The organism is Streptococcus sp. HMSC065E03 (genome assembly GCF_001815045.1).
Classification (GTDB): Bacteria; Bacillota; Bacilli; order Lactobacillales; family Streptococcaceae; genus Streptococcus; species Streptococcus parasanguinis_AD.
Genome location: NZ_KV818853.1, coordinates 224,979 through 242,552, shown reverse-complemented (window position 1 = coordinate 242,552; position 17,574 = coordinate 224,979). Strand labels below are relative to the sequence as shown.

The window sequence follows — 17,574 nt, the reverse complement described above, 5'->3', positions numbered from 1 at the left end:
TATGGAATTAATATTAAAAGCAAAAGACATTCGTGTGGAATTCAAAGGACGCGATGTTTTAGATATAAATGAATTAGAAGTATATGATTATGACCGTATTGGTTTAGTAGGAGCAAATGGTGCTGGAAAAAGCACTTTACTCAGGGTACTTTTAGGAGAATTAACTCCCCCAGGATGTAAAATGAATCGTCTGGGTGAACTTGCCTATATTCCCCAGTTGGACGAAGTAACTCTGCAGGAGGAAAAAGATTTTGCACTTGTAGGCAAGCTAGGTGTTGAGCAATTAAATATACAGACTATGAGCGGTGGTGAAGAAACAAGGCTTAAAATAGCACAGGCCTTATCGGCACAGGTTCATGGTATTTTAGCGGATGAACCTACGAGCCATTTAGACCGTGAAGGAATTGATTTTCTAATAGGACAGCTAAAATATTTTACAGGTGCACTGTTAGTTATTAGCCATGACCGCTATTTTCTTGATGAAATAGTAGATAAAATATGGGAACTGAAAGATGGCAAAATCACTGAGTATTGGGGAAACTATTCTGATTATCTTCGTCAGAAAGAGGAAGAACGTAAGAGCCAAGCTGCAGAATACGAACAATTTATTGCGGAACGTGCCCGATTGGAAAGGGCTGCGGAGGAAAAGCGAAAACAGGCTCGTAAAATAGAACAGAAGGCAAAAGGTTCTTCAAAGAAAAAAAGTACTGAAGACGGAGGGCGTTTAGCTCATCAAAAATCAATAGGAAGTAAGGAAAAAAAGATGTATAATGCTGCTAAAACCCTAGAGCACAGGATTGCGGCCTTAGGAAAAGTAGAAGCTCCGGAAGGCATTCGCAGAATTCGTTTCAGGCAAAGTAAAGCATTGGAGCTCCATAATCCATACCCTATAGTCGGTGCAGAAATTAATAAAGTATTTGGGGATAAGGCTCTGTTTGAAAATGCATCTTTTCAAATTCCGTTAGGAGCAAAAGTGGCGTTAACTGGTGGTAATGGAATCGGAAAAACAACTTTAATCCAAATGATCTTAAACCATGAAGAAGGAATTTCTATTTCGCCTAAGGCAAAAATAGGTTACTTTGCACAGAATGGTTACAAGTACAACAGTAATCAGAATGTTATGGAGTTTATGCAGAAGGATTGTGACTACAATATATCAGAAATTCGTTCAGTGCTAGCATCTATGGGGTTCAAACAGAACGATATTGGAAAAAGTTTATCTGTTTTAAGCGGTGGAGAAATTATAAAATTGTTGCTTGCTAAAATGCTCATGGGTAGATATAACATCCTAATAATGGATGAACCCAGTAACTTCCTTGACATACCAAGTTTAGAGGCTTTGGAAATACTAATGAAGGAGTACACCGGAACTATCGTGTTTATCACCCACGATAAACGATTACTCGAAAATGTAGCAGATGTAGTTTATGAAATTAGAGATAAGAAAATAAATCTGAAACATTAAATTTAAGGTAGTCGCTGGTCAGTATAGTCTGTTCTGGTTGGCGACTCCATTGTTAAAGAGTATAAAGACTTTAGATTTTATGAATATTAAAAATAGGAACAGTCAATTGAACTGCTCCTATTTTTCTGCTAAATATATTGTAGTTTTCTTATATGTATAATGATAGATTAGCGGATTCTCATCTACGGTACTTACTTCAAATATGAAGAAGTGATCGCGGTTATCTCTGGACTTTTCCTTATTGAGGACAAAGTAATTCTTACGTGAAGTCGCCATTGTTTTTAGGATATCATCAGTTAGGAAGGTCAATGGAATATTCATGTTAGAGTAGCGGTAGAAGTCACGTTCAAAATCTTGGTAGCTCTCGCTATAATAGTCCATTTGTAGGTGATTACGCTGAAACTCAAGCTGATTCATAGAGCACCTCCTCGACAAGTTCAATACTAATAATGTCTTTTAATTTCAAATTGATGTGACCTGTTGTAGTTTTTATCAAAATGAAATCTTTGGTCAGACTTGGTATTGTTCCAGTGTAGGAAACACGCTTGTTTTTTTCAATCACTTGAATGCGTGTGCGTAGCTGCCCGGCGTATACTTGACTGAGGAGTAATAATTTCTTCTCTAGTGATAAGTCAGACATGTACGTTACTTTGTTTGTATCATCAGAGAGTGCTGATGCATGTTCAGATAGGAAAAAGCCCATCCATTTTTGCATCTTTGTATCCTGGTACTCTCTTGCTGATTGAAATGGTAAATATGAACGGTCAATCATATCAAATCCTTTCTATGCAGAGGCAAGGGTATTTTTATCAAATTGAATCGTAAAACCTTGAATTCCCCCACCTGTGTAACATTCTTTAAAGCGATTGATTACCTCAGTATAGATTATCACAGATGAGCTTGTTGGCTTAATGCTAAATGTAAATTCCAATGGTAATCGGTTTTCAGATTTAGCATGTACTAGTCGTATCGATATTTCAGTTGTTTTGAGTTTTCTCTGACGAAGTTTTGAAGTTGCTGTTTCAACGATTCCATGTAAAAATCTTTCAAGCATTTCAATATCATTACATCCTTTGCTACGGATTTCTGAAAATTGTACTGTATTTTTTTCTTGTTTCATTTTAATCCCTCCAATCCACCCGCGGAATGACCACCGATAAGTTTACTGCGTTCAATATTTCTGGAACCTTCAGTTAGGACGGTTCCTTTTTGTATGGCTAAAAAACCAAACTGTTCTCTGACAACATCAATAGCTGTCTGAAGTCTATTATCTTTTTCAATTTGTTCTACATCATCAAAGAGTGATAGTAGAGTATAGCTTTCATCTACGAAGCCACTATAAGATACACCAATTTGTCTCACTGCACCAGAGGTGTATTTTTTCGGAATAATACAAGTACATGACTCACCATTGTTTTGGGGAGATTTGCGGGTTCAATTTTATTCTGAGCATTTATAGATTTTTTCATCTCAGTCCTAGAATAGCCAATATGAATAGAAACGACAGTAGTCAATACTAGGGCTACTGTTCCGTTCCACAGTATCATTTAAAAATCATTTTCACACCCTTTCGTCTATTAGTATAGAAGAAAGCTCTCAGCACATGTGGAGTGTGTTGCTCTGCTCGTAAAAACCTAGAAACCTTTGAATGAAAGGGATCATGAAAAGCCTTGATTGCAAGGCTTTTTGTATTGGCGTGGGGAAGTATCAGAGTGAGAAAATTTTTGGAATGAATAGAAGTGATAGCTAGAAATTATCAGTTTCTATTTCCATTTACCCTGTGGGTACGTGTTTGTTTCCATTGACAAGGAGTTTGTGGGAATAGAAACGTCCCCACCTTACATATCTCCAGAATGGGCGATTGAAATTGAGACAATTTAATAGAGATAAGCTCTTGTTATGTTTCTTTTAAGTCAATAAACTAACAATACTCAAAGTATGCTCAAAAATATGATATAATCTAGGACATAAGGCAATACTGTTTTAAAGTATTTTCTCTTAACCATGTCTCGTTAGACAAATCTGATTCGTCTGGTTTTCTAATAGATTTTAATGCTGACTTGGTTTTATAGCCATTATGCTCTCCATTATTTTAGTGTAGAACACTTTGGTTATTAGTTTTTTGTTATATTGTAAGCAAATCAATAGAGATAGAAAAAGGGATTATATGTTTAGTTATGAGGTTGTAGCAAGTTTTAACGACATAGAAAATGCTATTTATACAACTATTTTAGAAAATGAAAATATATCCTCTATGACAATCAAGGAATTGGCCCAACTTGCACATGTATCAGTTGGAACCGTACAACGATTTTGCAAGCATCTAGGATTTGATGGATATAGCCATTTTAAGATTGCTTATAAAGAATATTTAAAAAATGAGCAAATTATTTTAAACAATCAAGACAATAATTCTTTGAAGCTATTCATTGATTATACTGAGCAAGATACTTTTTTGCAGCTGATTATGGAGGCTGTGGCAATCTTAAAGAACGTTGAACAGATTGTTTTTGTCGGAATTGGTTCCTCTGGAACTTTAGGTCGATATGGAGCGCGCTATTTTTCAAATATTGGCAAATTTAGTATGTGTATTGAAGATCCTTGGCAACCAGTGCTACAAAACAGTATGGAAAAAACTTGTGTCATTGCCTTATCCGAATCTGGTGAGACTTCTCAAACATTGAAAATTGTACAAAAATTAAAGGAAAAAGGTTGTCCAGTTATTGCCATCACAAATACATTGGAATCAACATTGTCAAGGCTATCTGATTGCTCCATAACCTATCATGTTCCTCAATTATTTTTAAATGGGTTTAATATTACGACGCAGGTACCTGTTATTCTCATTATTGAAATGTTAATGAAACAACTATATACTACAAAAGCATAAGGGTGTCTATGAATTTATTTGATTATCATAAAGCAAAAGGGCTAAATAATAGTGAATTAAGCGTGTATAATTTTATATTGCAACATAGAGATAAAGTTGCTACGATGACTATCAGAGAGCTATCGACATCTATAAATCTATCGACAACAACCATCATTCGTTTTGCGAAAAAGATGGGATTTGATAGCTACAATGATTTAAAATATGCCTTGTCAAGGTCGGAAGATAAGGAAAATAAACATCGTCACTACTTTCCTATTGATATTCCAGCAATACAATTTTTACAGACTAGTGTCCAAGATGAAGCTTTAAAAAAACAACTATCAGAGATAGCAGACTTGATCGTTCAAGCCAAACAAGTTATCTTTTTAGGGGTGGGTACTAGTCTAAGTTTGGCAGAATATGGCTCATATCTTTTTTCTGGAATCGGTATTCTTAGCTTTGCTATTACTAACCCATTTTATTCTCTGAAATTGCATCATTCTAATTTGGAGGATGTTTTGGTTATTGCTCTAAGTGTCAGCGGTGAGACAGAAGAAGTTCTAACTCTGGTACAGGGATTCAAAGAAAGAAATGCTAAGATTGTTAGTCTGACAAATACAGATATTTCCACTTTATCACAGCTATCGGATATAAATTTATCCTACTTTATGCCAGTTGCCTACGCAGATTCCTCGCTACGTTCCACTAATTTGACCACTCAGATTCCAGTTGTCTATTTTTTAGAATCCTTACGTTACCAAGTTTATTTAAAAAAATAGGAGTGAAAACTCTTGTTTTTTTTATGTAACAAATATTGTTCGACTGTACATATATTTTCTATCTCAATATCTATTGTCAGCAGGTACAGTATGTTATAAAATAGACTTGTTCATAGCGCTAGTACAAAATACAGAAAGGATAGGTAAAATGGCAAAAATACCAGAAGGCTTTTTATGGGGTGGGGCAGTTGCTGCTCACCAAATTGAAGGAGGGTATGATAAAGGTGGAAAAGGCATTTCGATAGCCGATGTGATGACGGTTGGAAGTGCTAGCCACTCTCGACAGATTACTGATGGCGTCTTACCTGACGAATATTATCCGAATCATGATGCAATAGATTTTTACAGAACCTATAAGGACGATATACAATTATTCGCTGAGATGGGATTTAAGTGTTTTCGAACTTCGATTGCCTGGACTCGTATCTTCCCAAATGGAGATGAAGAAGAACCTAACGAAGAAGGGTTGAAATTTTATGATGATTTATTTGATCAGCTGCTAGCTCATCAAATTGAACCGGTCATCACACTCAGTCACTTTGAAATGCCCTATCATCTAGTTACTAAGTATGGTGCTTGGCGTAATCGCAAGTTGATTGATTTCTTTGTTCGTTTTGCGGAAGTCGTCATGGAACGATATAAGGACAAAGTTAAGTATTGGATGACCTTTAACGAGATCAATAATCAAGGTGCAATTAATGTTCCTTGGTGCTCATGGACTAATTCTGGTGTCATTTATCAAGAAGATGAAAATCCAGTTGAGGTACTACAGCAGGTTATCCATTATCAGTCAGTGGCTTCTGCAAAAGTTGTACAATTAGGTCGGAAAATCAATAAAAATTTCAAAATTGGTTGTATGCTGGCAATGGTACCATTTTACCCGAATACATGTGATACAAAAGATATACTTGCTAGCCAGAAGGCAATGGAGCATCGTTTATTTCACTATGGAGATCTTCATGTTTTTGGAGAGCGTCCTTACTATATCGAGGCCTTTTGTCGAAAAAATAATATCAAACTGGATATTTTACCAGAAGATCTAGAAACTCTAAAAGAAGGTTGTGTAGATTATATTGGCTTGAGTTACTATATGAGTGATACAGTGACTGCTACAGCATCTGAGGAAACAGAAGAACTTTTCAAAGATGTTTATACTAAGAAAAATCCCTATATTGAATCAAGCGATTGGGGTTGGCAGATTGACCCTGAGGGATTACGCTATAGCTTAAATCTTTTATACGATCGCTATCACTGTCCGCTTTTTATAGTTGAAAATGGATTCGGTGCTTATGATAAGGTAGAGCCTGATGGAATACATGATTCTTACCGCATTGATTACCTCAAACAACACATTGAACAAATGATGTTAGCGATTGAAGAAGATGGCGTAAATGTCATTGGTTATACCCCTTGGGGCTGTATCGATATTGTTAGTGCTGGTACAGGTGAAATGGAGAAGCGTTATGGCTTTATCTATGTCGATAAGAATAATAATGGCGAAGGAACTTTGCAACGAATGAAGAAAGATTCCTTTACATGGTATCAAAAAGTGATTACATCAAATGGAAACGAATTATAAGGAGTAATTAAAATGAATATTGGATTGTTTTGTGCAGCAGGTATGTCAACAAGTATTTTGGTTGAGCGTATGAAAGAAGCGGCTCAGAAAAAAGGGAAAGATGCAACAATTGCAGCTTATTCCATCAGTGAATTGGAACAAAGAGTTGGAGATATTGATGTGGCTCTATTAGGCCCACAGGTTGGTTTCCAACTTGAAAAAGCAAAAGAAATTTGTGCTTCTCACAATGTTCCTGTAGAAGTGATTGCAATGGCTGATTATGGCACTGCAAACGGTATGGCAGTTCTTAAACAAGCTTACATGATGAAAAAATAAGGAGAAGATGATGAAGGATAAACTGATTAAAAAGTTTGTTGATAGGATGATGGCCTTTGTCAATACCAAAGGTGTAACAGCGATAAAAGATGGTATTGTTTTCTCTATGCCATTGTTGATTGTTGGCTCCATCTTTCTTATCTTGGCCAATCTTCCAGTTCCAGCTCTAGCAACGATGTTAGAAACTAGTGGTATTACCCCTGTTCTCAATCAAGCAATTGGTGCAACCTTTAATATCAGTGCGATTGTAACAGTCATTGGGATTGCGTATACCTATGCTAAGCTAGAAAAACAGGAGCCACTTGGGGCAGGTGTCATTGCCCTAGCAGTTTTCTTGCTAATCCAGCCTTCCAGTTTGATTTCTAAAAATGGGGATGTAGTTGGTAACATTATTCTGAAGGATTGGACTTCCGGGAAAGGGATGATTGGTGCCATTATCGTTGGTTTGATTGTAGGAGCAAGCTATTCTTGGTTTTTGAAGAAAAATATCAAAATCAAAATGCCAGATGGCGTACCAACTGGTGTAGCCAACGCATTTTCAGCCTTGATTCCTGCTACTGTTATCATCACAGCGGCAACGATCTTTGTCGGACTTGTTGAACAATTGTTTAAGGTCACAACGATTGAAGTGATTTATAATCTTATTCAAACACCAATGCAAGGCTTGACTGACTCATTGTTTGGTGCGGTGCTTATGTGTTTCCTTGTACCATTCTTATGGATGTTTGGGGTGCACGGCTCAACTGTAGTTGGTGGCATCATGAGTGGCTTGCTACAGGCGAATGCTTTGGAAAACCAAGCCATTTTAGATAAGGGCCTTGAATTAAATCTAGCCAATGGTGGTCATATTGTGACGATTCAATTTTTTGATCAATTTATCAATGTTACAGGTGCCGGGATTACGATTGGTTTGGTAGTTTACATGGTTGCATTTGCAAAATCAAAACAACTAAAAATTCTTGGACGTCTTGAAATGGTTCCAGCCATCTTTAATATCAATGAGCCGGTGCTCTTTGGTTTGCCGATTGTAATGAATCCAGTTTTAGCAATTCCCTTTATATTAACGCCTATTTTATCTTGTATCATCCAGTATTCAGCGATTTATTTTGGACTGACACCTATGTATGGTGCCGTTCAAGTTCCGTGGACTTGTCCTCCAATTATTTCAGGATTTATCATCGGTGGTTGGAAAACAGCCTTGTTGCAAACACTTATTTTGGTTATGTCTTTCTTTGTTTATTATCCGTTTATTAAACAGATGGATAAACAAGATTTACAAGCTGAAATACAAGAAACAAGCGATTTAGAAGACGAAGATTGGTAAGAGAGGTATTAAAATGGACGAAAAAGTACTCGAAGTGTGTTTTCAAATTATCACCTATGTAGGAACAGCAAAATCTATGTACATCGATGCTATTCAATTGGCTAGGCAGGGTGAATTCGAGCAGGCTAAAGATAGAATTAAACAAGGCGAAGAAGCATATGTACAGGGACACAATGCTCACCACTCACTTTTGACAAAAGAAATGAATGGGGAATTAAGCCAAACAGGTCTACTTCTGATGCACGCTGAGGATCAGTTAATGAGTGCAGAAGGTTTTCGAACGATTGCTGAGGAATTTATAGCAGTCTATAAACGCTTTGAGGAAGGTAAATAGAGCAAGTTATGAAAGTAAAAAATTAAGCAATGTTAATTACCTATTCAGACAGTCTTGGAAAAAATCTGAAAGACTTGAAGTAGGTCTTAGAAGGCCCTTTGAAAGATGTGGTCGGTGGTGTCCACATTCTTCCCTTCTTTCCATCGTCAGGCGACCGCGGGTTTGCACCCATGGACTATAGCAAGGTTGATGAGGCTTTTGGAGATTGGAGCGATATTGAGGCACTCAGTCAAGACTACTACCTCATGTTTGATTTCATGATTAACCATATCTCAGCCAAGTCGCCTTATTTCCTTGATTTCCTAGAAAAGAAAGATGAGTCTGCCTATGCGGATTTGTTTATCCGCTACAAAAACTTTTGGCCAAACGGTGAGTCGACTCAGGAAGATGTAGACCTGATTTACAAACGGAAGCCACGTGCTCCCTATCGCATTGCCAAGTTTGCTGATGGTAGTGAGGAAAAAGTTTGGTGTACCTTTGATGAGCAACAGATCGACCTCGATGTGACAACAGAAACAACTCGTCGCTTTATTCAGGAAAATCTGGAACAGCTAGCGGACCACGGAGCTTCCATTATTCGCTTGGACGCCTTTGCCTACGCCAATAAGAAAATCGGCACCAACTGTTTCTTTGTTGAGCCAGATATTTGGGAAACGCTTCATTTTCCGCGTCAGCTATTGGCACCAAAAAGAGTGGAAATTCTTCCAGAAATTCATGAACATTACACCATTCAGCAAAAAATCGCTGAGCAAGACTACTATGTCTATGACTTTGCCCTTCCGATGCTGGTTCTTCATGCTCTTTATTCAGGTAATGTCAACCGTCTTGTTCACTGGATGGAAATCTGCCATCGGAAGCAATTTACAACCTTGGACACGCACGATGGTATCGGAGTGGCCCATGTCAAGGACTTGCTGACAGATGAGGAAACAGAGGCGACAAGAGAAGCCCTCTATGCCCAAGGAGCAAATGTCAAAAAGATTTACAGCTCAGAGGCCTACAACAATTTGGATATTTATAAGATAAATTGTACCTACTATTCAGCTTTAGGAAATGATGACCAAGCCTATCTCTTGGCACGTGTGCTTCAATGTTTTGCACCAGGTAGTCCGCAGATTTACTACGTTGGCTTGTTGGCAGGAGAAAATGATATCGAATTGCTCGAATCAACCAAAGAAGGCCGCAACATCAACCGTCACTATTATGATTTGGAAGAAATTGAGCGAGAAGTTCAACGCCCAGTTGTGCAGTCCTTGTTCAATCTGCTCAAATTCCGTAATACCAGCGCAGCATTTGATGGAGAGTTTGCTGTTGACATGGAAGACTCTAATACTATCCACATCAGCTGGACCAATACCGATGCCAATACAGTGGCAGAATTAAGAACTAATCTAAAAGATAAATCATTTGAAATTACAGAGTAAATAGATAGTGATAGAACATCGATTTATCTATAATAGAATACAAAAGAGTGGTGGAAACGTTTGATTTCCTCACTCTTTTTGTTAGCTAGTTAGTAACAAAATAGTACTTAAACGTAAACTATGAATTATATTCTGTTGTGACGATAATTGTTCGAGAATATTTGTAATAAAAAACAGGAACAATCAATTAAACTGCTCCTATTTTTGTGATAGAATATGGTTAGTTATAAAGCGAGAACAACTAAGAAGTAGTAAAAATATTAGATATAAATTAATCAAGATAAGGAAGATAAAATGACAGAAATTGATAAAAAGAATTTAAAAAATTATCTTTGTTTTACATTTGGAATTACTTATATAGCTTGGGGGATTCTTGCCATCTTTACGCAATCTCATATTTTTGGATTAGAAACAATTATAGGAAGAACATTACATATAGTAGGTGCACTTGGACCAGCTATTGCAAGTGGCTTTTATTTGAAAAGGAATAATATAAAATTTCAACATTTTCTATTTAGTAAGAAAGGAAATAGTAGTATTTATTTCATTATTCATTTGTTAGCAATTTTGATACTATTTTCTGTATCTTCCTTAGAATTAAACGGAGTATCCATTTATCTGATGCCATTATTCTTTATACAACTAATTTTTTTTGGTGGTGGACATGAAGAATTAGGATGGAGAGGAATATTACAGCCGTTACTTGATAAAAAATATACTTATTGGCAATCTAATTTGATTGTAGGTTCAATCTGGGGAATTTGGCATCTGCCTTTATGGTTTATAGTTGGAGAAAGTCATCAAGGATTTCCTTTCATTTTATTTTTTATATATACATTATTTTTAAGTTTTGTTTTAGGGCTTTTTTACCGTCAAACGAAATCTGTGGGATACTGTATATTATTTCATGTGTTCGCAAATTTGTTAAATCTCTATTTTGTGTTAAAAATTAATCTTATTTTTATTATCATTTTTATTGGTTATTTGATTTATACAATATTGGCGAGTAATAGAATTAGTAAGGAAAAGAATTTGTATCCAAAATAACTGGATATACTCTAGAAAATGAAGATGATTTTGTTCAAGGTAATAAAGTATAAATAACGAACATTTATATGAAAGGTTTAGAGTATACATGAGTCTCTTATTTGAAGAATTTAAAACCATTTGTTTCCATTTAAATCGAGTCGGAATTACACCGACACTGATGGGTTCTTTGGGATTGGAGTTTAGAACGAAAGAAAATTGGGAGCCGTCTGACATTGACATTCATGTGCCTGGTGACCCTAGAGGTTGGGAAGCACCTGATTATCTCAGAATTTATGACTGGGATAAGATAATGAAAGTGATGAAAGACTTAGGCTACGTCTTAATAGATATTCATGAGCATGAATTCAAAAAGGATCGAGTGAGTATTGAATTTGGAAGTATCGATTCCTTACCTGATTTTGCAGGAGTCTCGGAATCGGATATAGAGCTTATTCACATTGAAGGCATCACTTTTCGTCTTCCAAGTCTGGAGCAGTATCTAAGTATTTACAAAGCTTCTTCTCAAGACTCCTATCGAAATGATCACAATAACAATAAGGATTTTAAAAAGATCGAGTGGCTGGAAAGACATTTGTAAATTATCATATGAAAAGTAGTAAGTTGTAAGACTGGCTGCTATGTTATTTTTATTATCATTTTATTGCTTATTTAATTTATACTATATTGGCTAGTAATAGAATTAGTAAAATCAGGTGGAAAAATTGTAAAAGAGCCACAGGGACTTTTCTGGGGTAGATATCAAGCATATTTTTCGGATTTAGATGGATATTATTGGGAAGTTTCTTGGGGACCCAATTTTCAATTTGATGAAAATGGACTATTGAAATTTTAGTAATTAAGTGAGATAGCAAAAATGGCTTCAAGTAAAGAATATTTAGATTTCATTTTAGAACAATTGTCTGAGTTGGAAGAAATATCATATAGAGCAATGATGGGTGAATATATAATTTATTATCAAGGGAAAATCATGGGTGGGATTTATGATGATAGATTTTTAGTGAAGCCTGTCAAAACTGCAATAGCGTATATGCCGAATGTAGAATACGAATTGCCGTATGAAGGTGCAAAGGAAATGCTATTGGTAGATGATGTTGACAACAAAGAATATTTAACCGGCTTATTTAATTCAATGTATGATGAGTTACCTGCACCAAAACCAAAGAAAAAGAAATTATGAAATCTCAGTTTATCTAGGTTATACCATTTAACGATAACCTTATGCTATCGTTAAAAAGTTTATAGAACAGACAAGACTATCTAGCATAATTAGTGTTCACTCGTTTCATGTTGAGGTCGTACCACTGCTCTTTCAATCTGAGACAGTCGAAAAGTAGAAGGGGATGGTATTGGTATCAATCAATGAGTAACAAAGTAACAGCATGATTCGTAACATTTGCTTGTAATTTGCGGAGGAACATCAGTATGGATGGAATAACAAAAGATTCTATAAAAACGGCTAAACTAATGAAACAATTATGGCCCCAATTGACCGATAAAGAAGCTATTGATGAAGTAAAAAAATATACGAATGGCAAAAATACTGCAATCTTTACTGAAGTTGAAGGTGACACAATTGTAGGTCTAGCACTATGTTCACTCAGATTTGATTATGTTGAAGGTTGTAAATATAGTCCTGTTGGATTCTTAGAAGGAATTATTGTCGACGAGGAATATCGTTTAAAGGATATTGCTAAAAATCTCTGTACAAAATGTGAGGAATGGGCGGAAAATAAAGGATGTAAGGAATTTGCAAGTGACTGCACTTTAACGAATACGGATTCTATAAGATTTCATCTTAATATTGGATTTCAGGAGGCAAATAGAATTATTCATTTTAAGAAAAAATTATAATTTCGAAACGTGAATAAACTTGTTTAAACTTTATGTATCTTTAGAAAGTGTGAAAGATTGGACGAACAAATTTTTTTGATGGGTGGAAATCCGCCGATAAAGAACCATACGATTGTTAATAAAATTGTGTTATCAAGGAAGATCGAAAGAATTATCATTTTTACAGTTTATCGAGAAAATTGGCAACCCTATATGAAAAAGTACACGGAAGTTTTCCAAAGCCATTTTCCTAACCTAAACACTGATTACTTACTCTTGGACACTGAGCAGATTGATTTTGATAGCTATATAGATGCTGATATCATCATCATCGGTGGTGGAAATACGGAAAAGTATTTAGCTACTTACGTCAATCAGCAGTTCAAAAATTATATCGATCGTATGCTGAATAAAGGGGCAAAAGTTATGGGATTTTCTGCAGGAGCCCTATTATTAGGAGAAAAAGTCTATGTCTCACCAAATGATAATTCAGATCATCAGATAAAGATAAAGAATGGATTAGGACTCTTTAGTCAGTTTTTAATTAGTGTCCATTATGATTCCTGGAATGATAAAGCTAATAAGGATAGAGCTGAAGAACTTGTTGATGTTCCCATAATTCCACTAAATGATCATTCCTGTCTTGTATTAGATAAACTTGGAAACATTATTGAGAAAATTGACTAGTTTTCATTATCTAAATCTGGATCTAGGATACTAAAGTGTAGACGAACTGGATGGGTTACTAGTGAAAATTGCAAGAAGTGTTGGAAAGTGAATCGGAGAGTGCTTGATGAATTTTATTAGTAAGATAGCCATAAATAAAGGCTGGTCAGATGATAAAAAATATTGTGTGACAGATCAAAATCAGCAAAAATATTTCTTGCGTGTTTCTGATAAGGAGAAGTTAGATTCTAAAAAATTTGAATTTGATATGATGAAGAAAGTAGCTTATCTTGGAGTTCCGATGTGTAAACCAATTAGCATTGAACTCTGCGATGACGAAGTACATTCTTTACACGAATGGATAGACGGGAAAGATGCAAGAGAAACCATTTTAACTGTTTCGAAAGAACAACAATACACTTACGGAGTAGAAGCAGGAAATATACTTCGAAAAATTCATTCACTTCCTGTTACAGAAGTTCGTGAAAATTGGGAACCCTTTTATAATCGAAAAATTGATGACAAAATCAAAAAATACAAAGAATGTCCCGTTCAATACGAAAATGGTCAGATTTTTATTGATTATTTAAATGCAAATCGAGAATGGTTAAAAGATAGACCTCAGGTTTTCCAACATGGGGATTATCATATCGGAAATTTCATGATTGGAAAAGATGGTAAAATTTATGTCATTGACTTTGATCGATTTGATCTTGGAGATCCTTGGGAGGAGTTCAATCGTATTGTATGGTCTGCTCAAGTTTCTCCCTCTTTTACGTCTGGTATGATAGATGGATATTTTGATCATAAGGTTCCGGATTTATTTTGGAAGCTTCTCGCTATCTATATTCTAAATAACATAGTTGGTGCACTGCCATGGGCTGTACCATACGGAGCTGAAGAAATATCAGTAATGCAACATCAAGCTAAGGAAATTTTAGAATGGTATGATGATATGAAGCAAATCATTCCTAGTTGGTATTTGATTGAGAAAAAGGCTTAATAATAAAAGAGTTTAAATATCAATTTGAAAAAATGTCAAGATTATTTGCTCATATTATAACGAATTCAATTCTTTATTAATACCTATCGAGAATTATCTTGAAACTTGGAATGTTGTTTTGGAGTCAAGTTACATGAAAGAATATATTTTAAATTTAGAAAAAGAATTCTCTTTAATAGAAAATGGATTTAAAGAAGAAGAGAAAAGAGCTCTTGCTGATTATCTATCAAACGATAATGTGTATACCAAAGAATTAGCATTTTTAGCTTTTAAATCCAATGTATATCAAGTTAGAATGTACAGTGTATTTCTCTTTGGCCATTTGTCATCGTATGAAGAAATTTTGATCTTTATGAGGGATGAGGTTTCAAAGGATGACAATTGGAGAGTTCAAGAAGTATTAGCAAAAGCATTTGATGAATTTTGTAAGCAAACAGGTTATGAAAAATCTCTTCCGGTTATTGACGACTGGCTACAAAATAATAATCCAAATGTCAGAAGAGCTGTTACAGAAGGTTTGAGAATATGGACGAGTAGACCATATTTCAAGGATAATCCAGATGAAGCTATTAAACGAATCGCAACATTAAAAGAAGATTCTAGTGAATATGTTAGAAAATCAGTTGGTAATGCTTTGAGGGATATTGGCAAAAAATTTCCAGAGTTGATCAAAGAAGAACTTGATAGTTGGGATGTTAAGAGTAAAGAGATTCAAAAAGTTTACAAGTTAGCAAGTAAATTTATTAAGTGACAATTATCAGCTATAAAGCTTGAAAAATGCTAACTATAAAATAGTTTCATTCTAAAGTTTAATTTTAAACAACAACTTAGTCATTTTCGTTCTATAATATAGAAGTTTACTAGCACCATACGTAGAGTGTGTGAGTTTGTTAGTGAAACGTAGCTAATCCTCAAAAGGTTCACTGAACCTTTTGAGTCCGCACATGCGAGAAGGTGCCCTGGGGTATAGCTGTCGTAGAGTAAGGAGTGTACGACGAAACGGTAGGTAAAAGCGTAAAAACCTTGTAATGAAAGGGATTGTAAAAAGCCTTGAGGTCAAGGCTTTTCTCGTGTACATAGGAAATATTAGAGAAAGAGTATAAGTTTAGTATCTTGGTTTGATAGATGGAATTGTTAGGATTCAATTTCCATTTACCCTTTTATTTTTCTATGTTATAATATTTTAGAGTAGACATAATCAGCTTTTAACTCTTCTCTTAGATTGATAAATTCGCTCAATAATCTAATAACAAAGCCAGACTAGTTGCTTTTGTTCTATAATAAAGATGCTTTCCAGCACCACGTTGCATCTGTAGTTCTGCTGGTAAAGCATAAAAATCTTTGAATGAAATATTTTTAAAGTGTTTGTATCCCAGCAAAGAGTTAAAGAGCGACAATCTAAGTTGGTAAATAACTTTAGGAGGTTTATACGTTATGCTTAGATCTTATGTAACCAAGAAGCACTTATTCTTCTATTTTGTGGCGATTATGATTACTTGGCTGGAGGCTATCATTACACCAGCTTTGATTCAGTATATTGTCTCTAGTTTTACCACTCACCAGTTGCATTTGCTATGGCAGGTCTTGTTTTGGGGGATTGTTGGAAATCTGATTCTCTTGCTGGGTTTGGCGGGGAAACGTTATTACTATGCACGAGTGCTGACAGACTTCAAGTCGGGTATTAAGAAGGCTATCTTTCAGACTTTTCTATATAGCCGTCGGATAGCGGATGAAGAAGTTTTGTCAGACTTGGAAAATGATGTAAAACAGCTAGAAGATAATTATATTGAGCCGACTGTTATTATCATTTCTTCTTTGGGATTTACAACAGTTTCTATCTGTTATGCTCTTTGGACTAATTTTTATCTTGGCTTACTCTTTATCATTTTTTATTCGATACCTGTTCTTTGTAGTGGAATTGGCTCTAAACGTTTGGATGAAATTACGAAGGAGAAGTCCTTAGCTAATCAAGCCTATGTCTCTCAAGCAACCAATATGATCGCAGGTGCTCGTTCCATACGGTATTATAGGGGACAAAGCTTGTTTTACAAACTGTTCTCTAAAGATTTGCACAAGGCTCTTAAGGAAGAAATCGCCTATGAAAAGCAGCGGACTATAAATAGTCTCTTTATCAATGGAATTGATGCATTTTGCTCTGTTGCGCCTATTGTCATTGGTGGTTTCATGACCTATTATAACTACCTATCTGCAGCCAGCTTTGTAGGGATTTACCTCGTATCGTATAATATTGGCTATCAATTTCAGGAGTTATCTTACTTTATCAATACTAGAAAATCAGCCAAGTCTCTCTGTGATAAATATCAAAAATTGTTGGGAGTAGACTTGGATATGCCTTCTGTTCTCGAAGGTTCCGTCTTTCCTATCCAGATAGAGAAAGTCAGTGTTGAGCGTGATGGTCAAGAAATCCTAGCCTCTTGTGACCTTACTATTGAGGAAGGGGAAAAGATTGCCATTATCGGAGAAAGTGGTTCTGGAAAAACAACCTTACTGAACCTAATCTATGGTGAAATTGAACCTAGCCATGGTCGGATTCGCTACCATGGGCAAGAACTAACCTCGGATGAACTCTATCAGGCAGGAGCTTACATTCTCCAGTCTAGTCATATCTTTGATGGTTTGAGCCTAGAGGAAAATATTGCTTTGGGACAAGAACTTGATACTGTAAGGATGGATGAAATCCTGCAACAAACTGGTTTGAAAGCTCTTCAAAACAAAAATCTTAGCAACCAGACTCTGTCAGGTGGTGAGAAGCAGCGCTTGGAAATTGCCCGTGCTCTCTATCACAATCGCCAATTTATCCTAGCTGATGAGGTTAAAGCCAATTTGGACTTTAAAAATCAAGAGAGAATCAGTCACCTTCTCTTCTCCCTCCCTCAAGCACTCGTAGAAGTGATTCATCACTATAGTGAAGA

General features: G+C 35.7%; 19 protein-coding genes and 2 pseudogenes. 17 read left to right on the top strand and 4 right to left on the bottom strand.

All coding sequences use genetic code 11. The features are described 5' to 3' along the window. Position 1: 1 nt before the first annotated feature. Positions 2–1,465 carry an ABC-F type ribosomal protection protein Msr(D) gene (msr(D), locus tag HMPREF3002_RS07880; protein ID WP_000420313.1) on the top strand — a complete coding sequence of 488 codons (1,464 nt, stop codon included), beginning with the start codon at positions 2–4 and terminating at the stop codon, positions 1,463–1,465. Between the two features lie 117 nt (positions 1,466–1,582). On the opposite strand, the gene HMPREF3002_RS07875 is transcribed toward msr(D), so the two are convergent. The 4 genes from HMPREF3002_RS07875 to HMPREF3002_RS07860 are packed head-to-tail and all read right to left on the bottom strand — an operon-like array spanning position 1,583 to position 2,827. Then, positions 1,583–1,882, bottom strand: a complete 300-nt coding sequence (locus HMPREF3002_RS07875) for a DUF5960 family protein (protein WP_001072467.1) — start codon at positions 1,880–1,882, stop codon at positions 1,583–1,585. Continuing rightward, the gene (locus tag HMPREF3002_RS07870; protein ID WP_000567222.1) at positions 1,869–2,237 is read right to left on the bottom strand and encodes a hypothetical protein; all 369 of its coding nucleotides are present in this window, start codon (positions 2,235–2,237) and stop codon (positions 1,869–1,871) included. The genes HMPREF3002_RS07875 and HMPREF3002_RS07870 overlap by 14 nt, the downstream gene beginning before the upstream one ends. Positions 2,238–2,249: 12 nt before the next feature. Beyond that, the gene (locus HMPREF3002_RS07865) at positions 2,250–2,585 is read right to left on the bottom strand and encodes a DinB/UmuC family translesion DNA polymerase (RefSeq protein ID WP_000806926.1); all 336 of its coding nucleotides are present in this window, start codon (positions 2,583–2,585) and stop codon (positions 2,250–2,252) included. Further along, positions 2,582–2,827 (bottom strand): hypothetical protein, encoded by a 246-nt coding sequence (locus HMPREF3002_RS07860; protein WP_001813542.1) that lies wholly within the window; start codon positions 2,825–2,827, stop codon positions 2,582–2,584. The genes HMPREF3002_RS07865 and HMPREF3002_RS07860 overlap by 4 nt, the downstream gene beginning before the upstream one ends. 805 nt (positions 2,828–3,632) lie before the next feature. Here HMPREF3002_RS07860 and HMPREF3002_RS07850 point away from each other — a divergent pair. From HMPREF3002_RS07850 to HMPREF3002_RS07780, 16 genes and pseudogenes are all read left to right on the top strand, one after another. Beyond that, entirely contained in the window at positions 3,633–4,355 is a 723-nt protein-coding gene (locus tag HMPREF3002_RS07850) for a MurR/RpiR family transcriptional regulator (RefSeq protein WP_070666007.1), read from the top strand. A gap of 8 nt (positions 4,356–4,363) precedes the next feature. Next, positions 4,364–5,116, top strand: a complete 753-nt coding sequence (locus HMPREF3002_RS07845) for a MurR/RpiR family transcriptional regulator (RefSeq protein ID WP_003014478.1) — start codon at positions 4,364–4,366, stop codon at positions 5,114–5,116. Positions 5,117–5,264: 148 nt separating this feature from the next. Further along, complete coding sequence (locus HMPREF3002_RS07840; RefSeq protein ID WP_003003486.1) at positions 5,265–6,695, top strand: 6-phospho-beta-glucosidase; 1,431 nt, start codon at positions 5,265–5,267, stop codon at positions 6,693–6,695. A gap of 12 nt (positions 6,696–6,707) precedes the next feature. After that, a complete protein-coding gene (locus HMPREF3002_RS07835; RefSeq protein ID WP_001020606.1) occupies positions 6,708–7,010 on the top strand; it encodes a PTS sugar transporter subunit IIB in 303 nt (100 codons plus the stop codon). A 10-nt stretch (positions 7,011–7,020) separates the two neighbouring features. Further along, entirely contained in the window at positions 7,021–8,334 is a 1,314-nt protein-coding gene (locus HMPREF3002_RS07830; RefSeq protein ID WP_041818169.1) for a PTS sugar transporter subunit IIC, read from the top strand. Positions 8,335–8,347: 13 nt separating this feature from the next. After that, complete coding sequence (locus tag HMPREF3002_RS07825) at positions 8,348–8,668, top strand: PTS sugar transporter subunit IIA (protein WP_013903427.1); 321 nt, start codon at positions 8,348–8,350, stop codon at positions 8,666–8,668. 29 nt (positions 8,669–8,697) lie between these two features. Continuing rightward, positions 8,698–10,092 (top strand): annotated as a pseudogene (gene gtfA, locus HMPREF3002_RS07820) (sucrose phosphorylase). 294 nt (positions 10,093–10,386) lie between these two features. Continuing rightward, positions 10,387–11,139 (top strand): CPBP family intramembrane glutamic endopeptidase, encoded by a 753-nt coding sequence (locus HMPREF3002_RS07815; protein ID WP_070666004.1) that lies wholly within the window; start codon positions 10,387–10,389, stop codon positions 11,137–11,139. 88 nt (positions 11,140–11,227) lie between these two features. After that, positions 11,228–11,719 carry a nucleotidyltransferase gene (locus HMPREF3002_RS07810; protein ID WP_070666001.1) on the top strand — a complete coding sequence of 164 codons (492 nt, stop codon included), beginning with the start codon at positions 11,228–11,230 and terminating at the stop codon, positions 11,717–11,719. A gap of 93 nt (positions 11,720–11,812) precedes the next feature. Further along, positions 11,813–11,974 (top strand): annotated as a pseudogene (locus HMPREF3002_RS10710) (VOC family protein); the annotation flags it as partial. A 21-nt stretch (positions 11,975–11,995) separates the two neighbouring features. Continuing rightward, the gene (locus HMPREF3002_RS07805; RefSeq protein ID WP_070665998.1) at positions 11,996–12,319 is read left to right on the top strand and encodes a TfoX/Sxy family protein; all 324 of its coding nucleotides are present in this window, start codon (positions 11,996–11,998) and stop codon (positions 12,317–12,319) included. Positions 12,320–12,564: 245 nt separating this feature from the next. Further along, positions 12,565–12,993, top strand: coding sequence for an aminoglycoside 6'-N-acetyltransferase (gene aac(6'), locus HMPREF3002_RS07800; protein WP_070665995.1), 429 nt, complete (start codon positions 12,565–12,567; stop codon positions 12,991–12,993). A gap of 57 nt (positions 12,994–13,050) precedes the next feature. Continuing rightward, entirely contained in the window at positions 13,051–13,659 is a 609-nt protein-coding gene (locus HMPREF3002_RS07795) for a Type 1 glutamine amidotransferase-like domain-containing protein (RefSeq protein ID WP_070665993.1), read from the top strand. 106 nt (positions 13,660–13,765) lie between these two features. Beyond that, positions 13,766–14,641, top strand: a complete 876-nt coding sequence (locus HMPREF3002_RS07790; RefSeq protein ID WP_070665989.1) for an aminoglycoside phosphotransferase family protein — start codon at positions 13,766–13,768, stop codon at positions 14,639–14,641. Positions 14,642–14,774: 133 nt separating this feature from the next. Continuing rightward, positions 14,775–15,392 (top strand): DNA alkylation repair protein, encoded by a 618-nt coding sequence (locus HMPREF3002_RS07785; RefSeq protein WP_013903434.1) that lies wholly within the window; start codon positions 14,775–14,777, stop codon positions 15,390–15,392. Between the two features lie 683 nt (positions 15,393–16,075). After that, the coding region (locus tag HMPREF3002_RS07780; RefSeq protein ID WP_070665986.1) for a streptosactin export ABC transporter GggC at positions 16,076–17,574 on the top strand (1,499 nt) is incomplete at its 3' end.

Coding starts and splice junctions, on each gene's coding strand:
- HMPREF3002_RS07815 (WP_070666004.1), top strand. CDS start 10,387: ATGACAGAAATTGATAAAAAGAATTTAAAAAATTATCTTTGTTTTACA.
- HMPREF3002_RS07850 (WP_070666007.1), top strand. CDS start 3,633: ATGTTTAGTTATGAGGTTGTAGCAAGTTTTAACGACATAGAAAATGCT.
- HMPREF3002_RS07840 (WP_003003486.1), top strand. CDS start 5,265: ATGGCAAAAATACCAGAAGGCTTTTTATGGGGTGGGGCAGTTGCTGCT.
- HMPREF3002_RS07835 (WP_001020606.1), top strand. CDS start 6,708: ATGAATATTGGATTGTTTTGTGCAGCAGGTATGTCAACAAGTATTTTG.
- HMPREF3002_RS07785 (WP_013903434.1), top strand. CDS start 14,775: ATGAAAGAATATATTTTAAATTTAGAAAAAGAATTCTCTTTAATAGAA.
- HMPREF3002_RS07810 (WP_070666001.1), top strand. CDS start 11,228: ATGAGTCTCTTATTTGAAGAATTTAAAACCATTTGTTTCCATTTAAAT.
- HMPREF3002_RS07830 (WP_041818169.1), top strand. CDS start 7,021: ATGAAGGATAAACTGATTAAAAAGTTTGTTGATAGGATGATGGCCTTT.
- HMPREF3002_RS07790 (WP_070665989.1), top strand. CDS start 13,766: ATGAATTTTATTAGTAAGATAGCCATAAATAAAGGCTGGTCAGATGAT.
- HMPREF3002_RS07875 (WP_001072467.1), bottom strand. CDS start 1,882: ATGAATCAGCTTGAGTTTCAGCGTAATCACCTACAAATGGACTATTAT.
- HMPREF3002_RS07845 (WP_003014478.1), top strand. CDS start 4,364: ATGAATTTATTTGATTATCATAAAGCAAAAGGGCTAAATAATAGTGAA.
- HMPREF3002_RS07825 (WP_013903427.1), top strand. CDS start 8,348: ATGGACGAAAAAGTACTCGAAGTGTGTTTTCAAATTATCACCTATGTA.
- HMPREF3002_RS07805 (WP_070665998.1), top strand. CDS start 11,996: ATGGCTTCAAGTAAAGAATATTTAGATTTCATTTTAGAACAATTGTCT.
- HMPREF3002_RS07870 (WP_000567222.1), bottom strand. CDS start 2,237: ATGATTGACCGTTCATATTTACCATTTCAATCAGCAAGAGAGTACCAG.
- HMPREF3002_RS07865 (WP_000806926.1), bottom strand. CDS start 2,585: ATGAAACAAGAAAAAAATACAGTACAATTTTCAGAAATCCGTAGCAAA.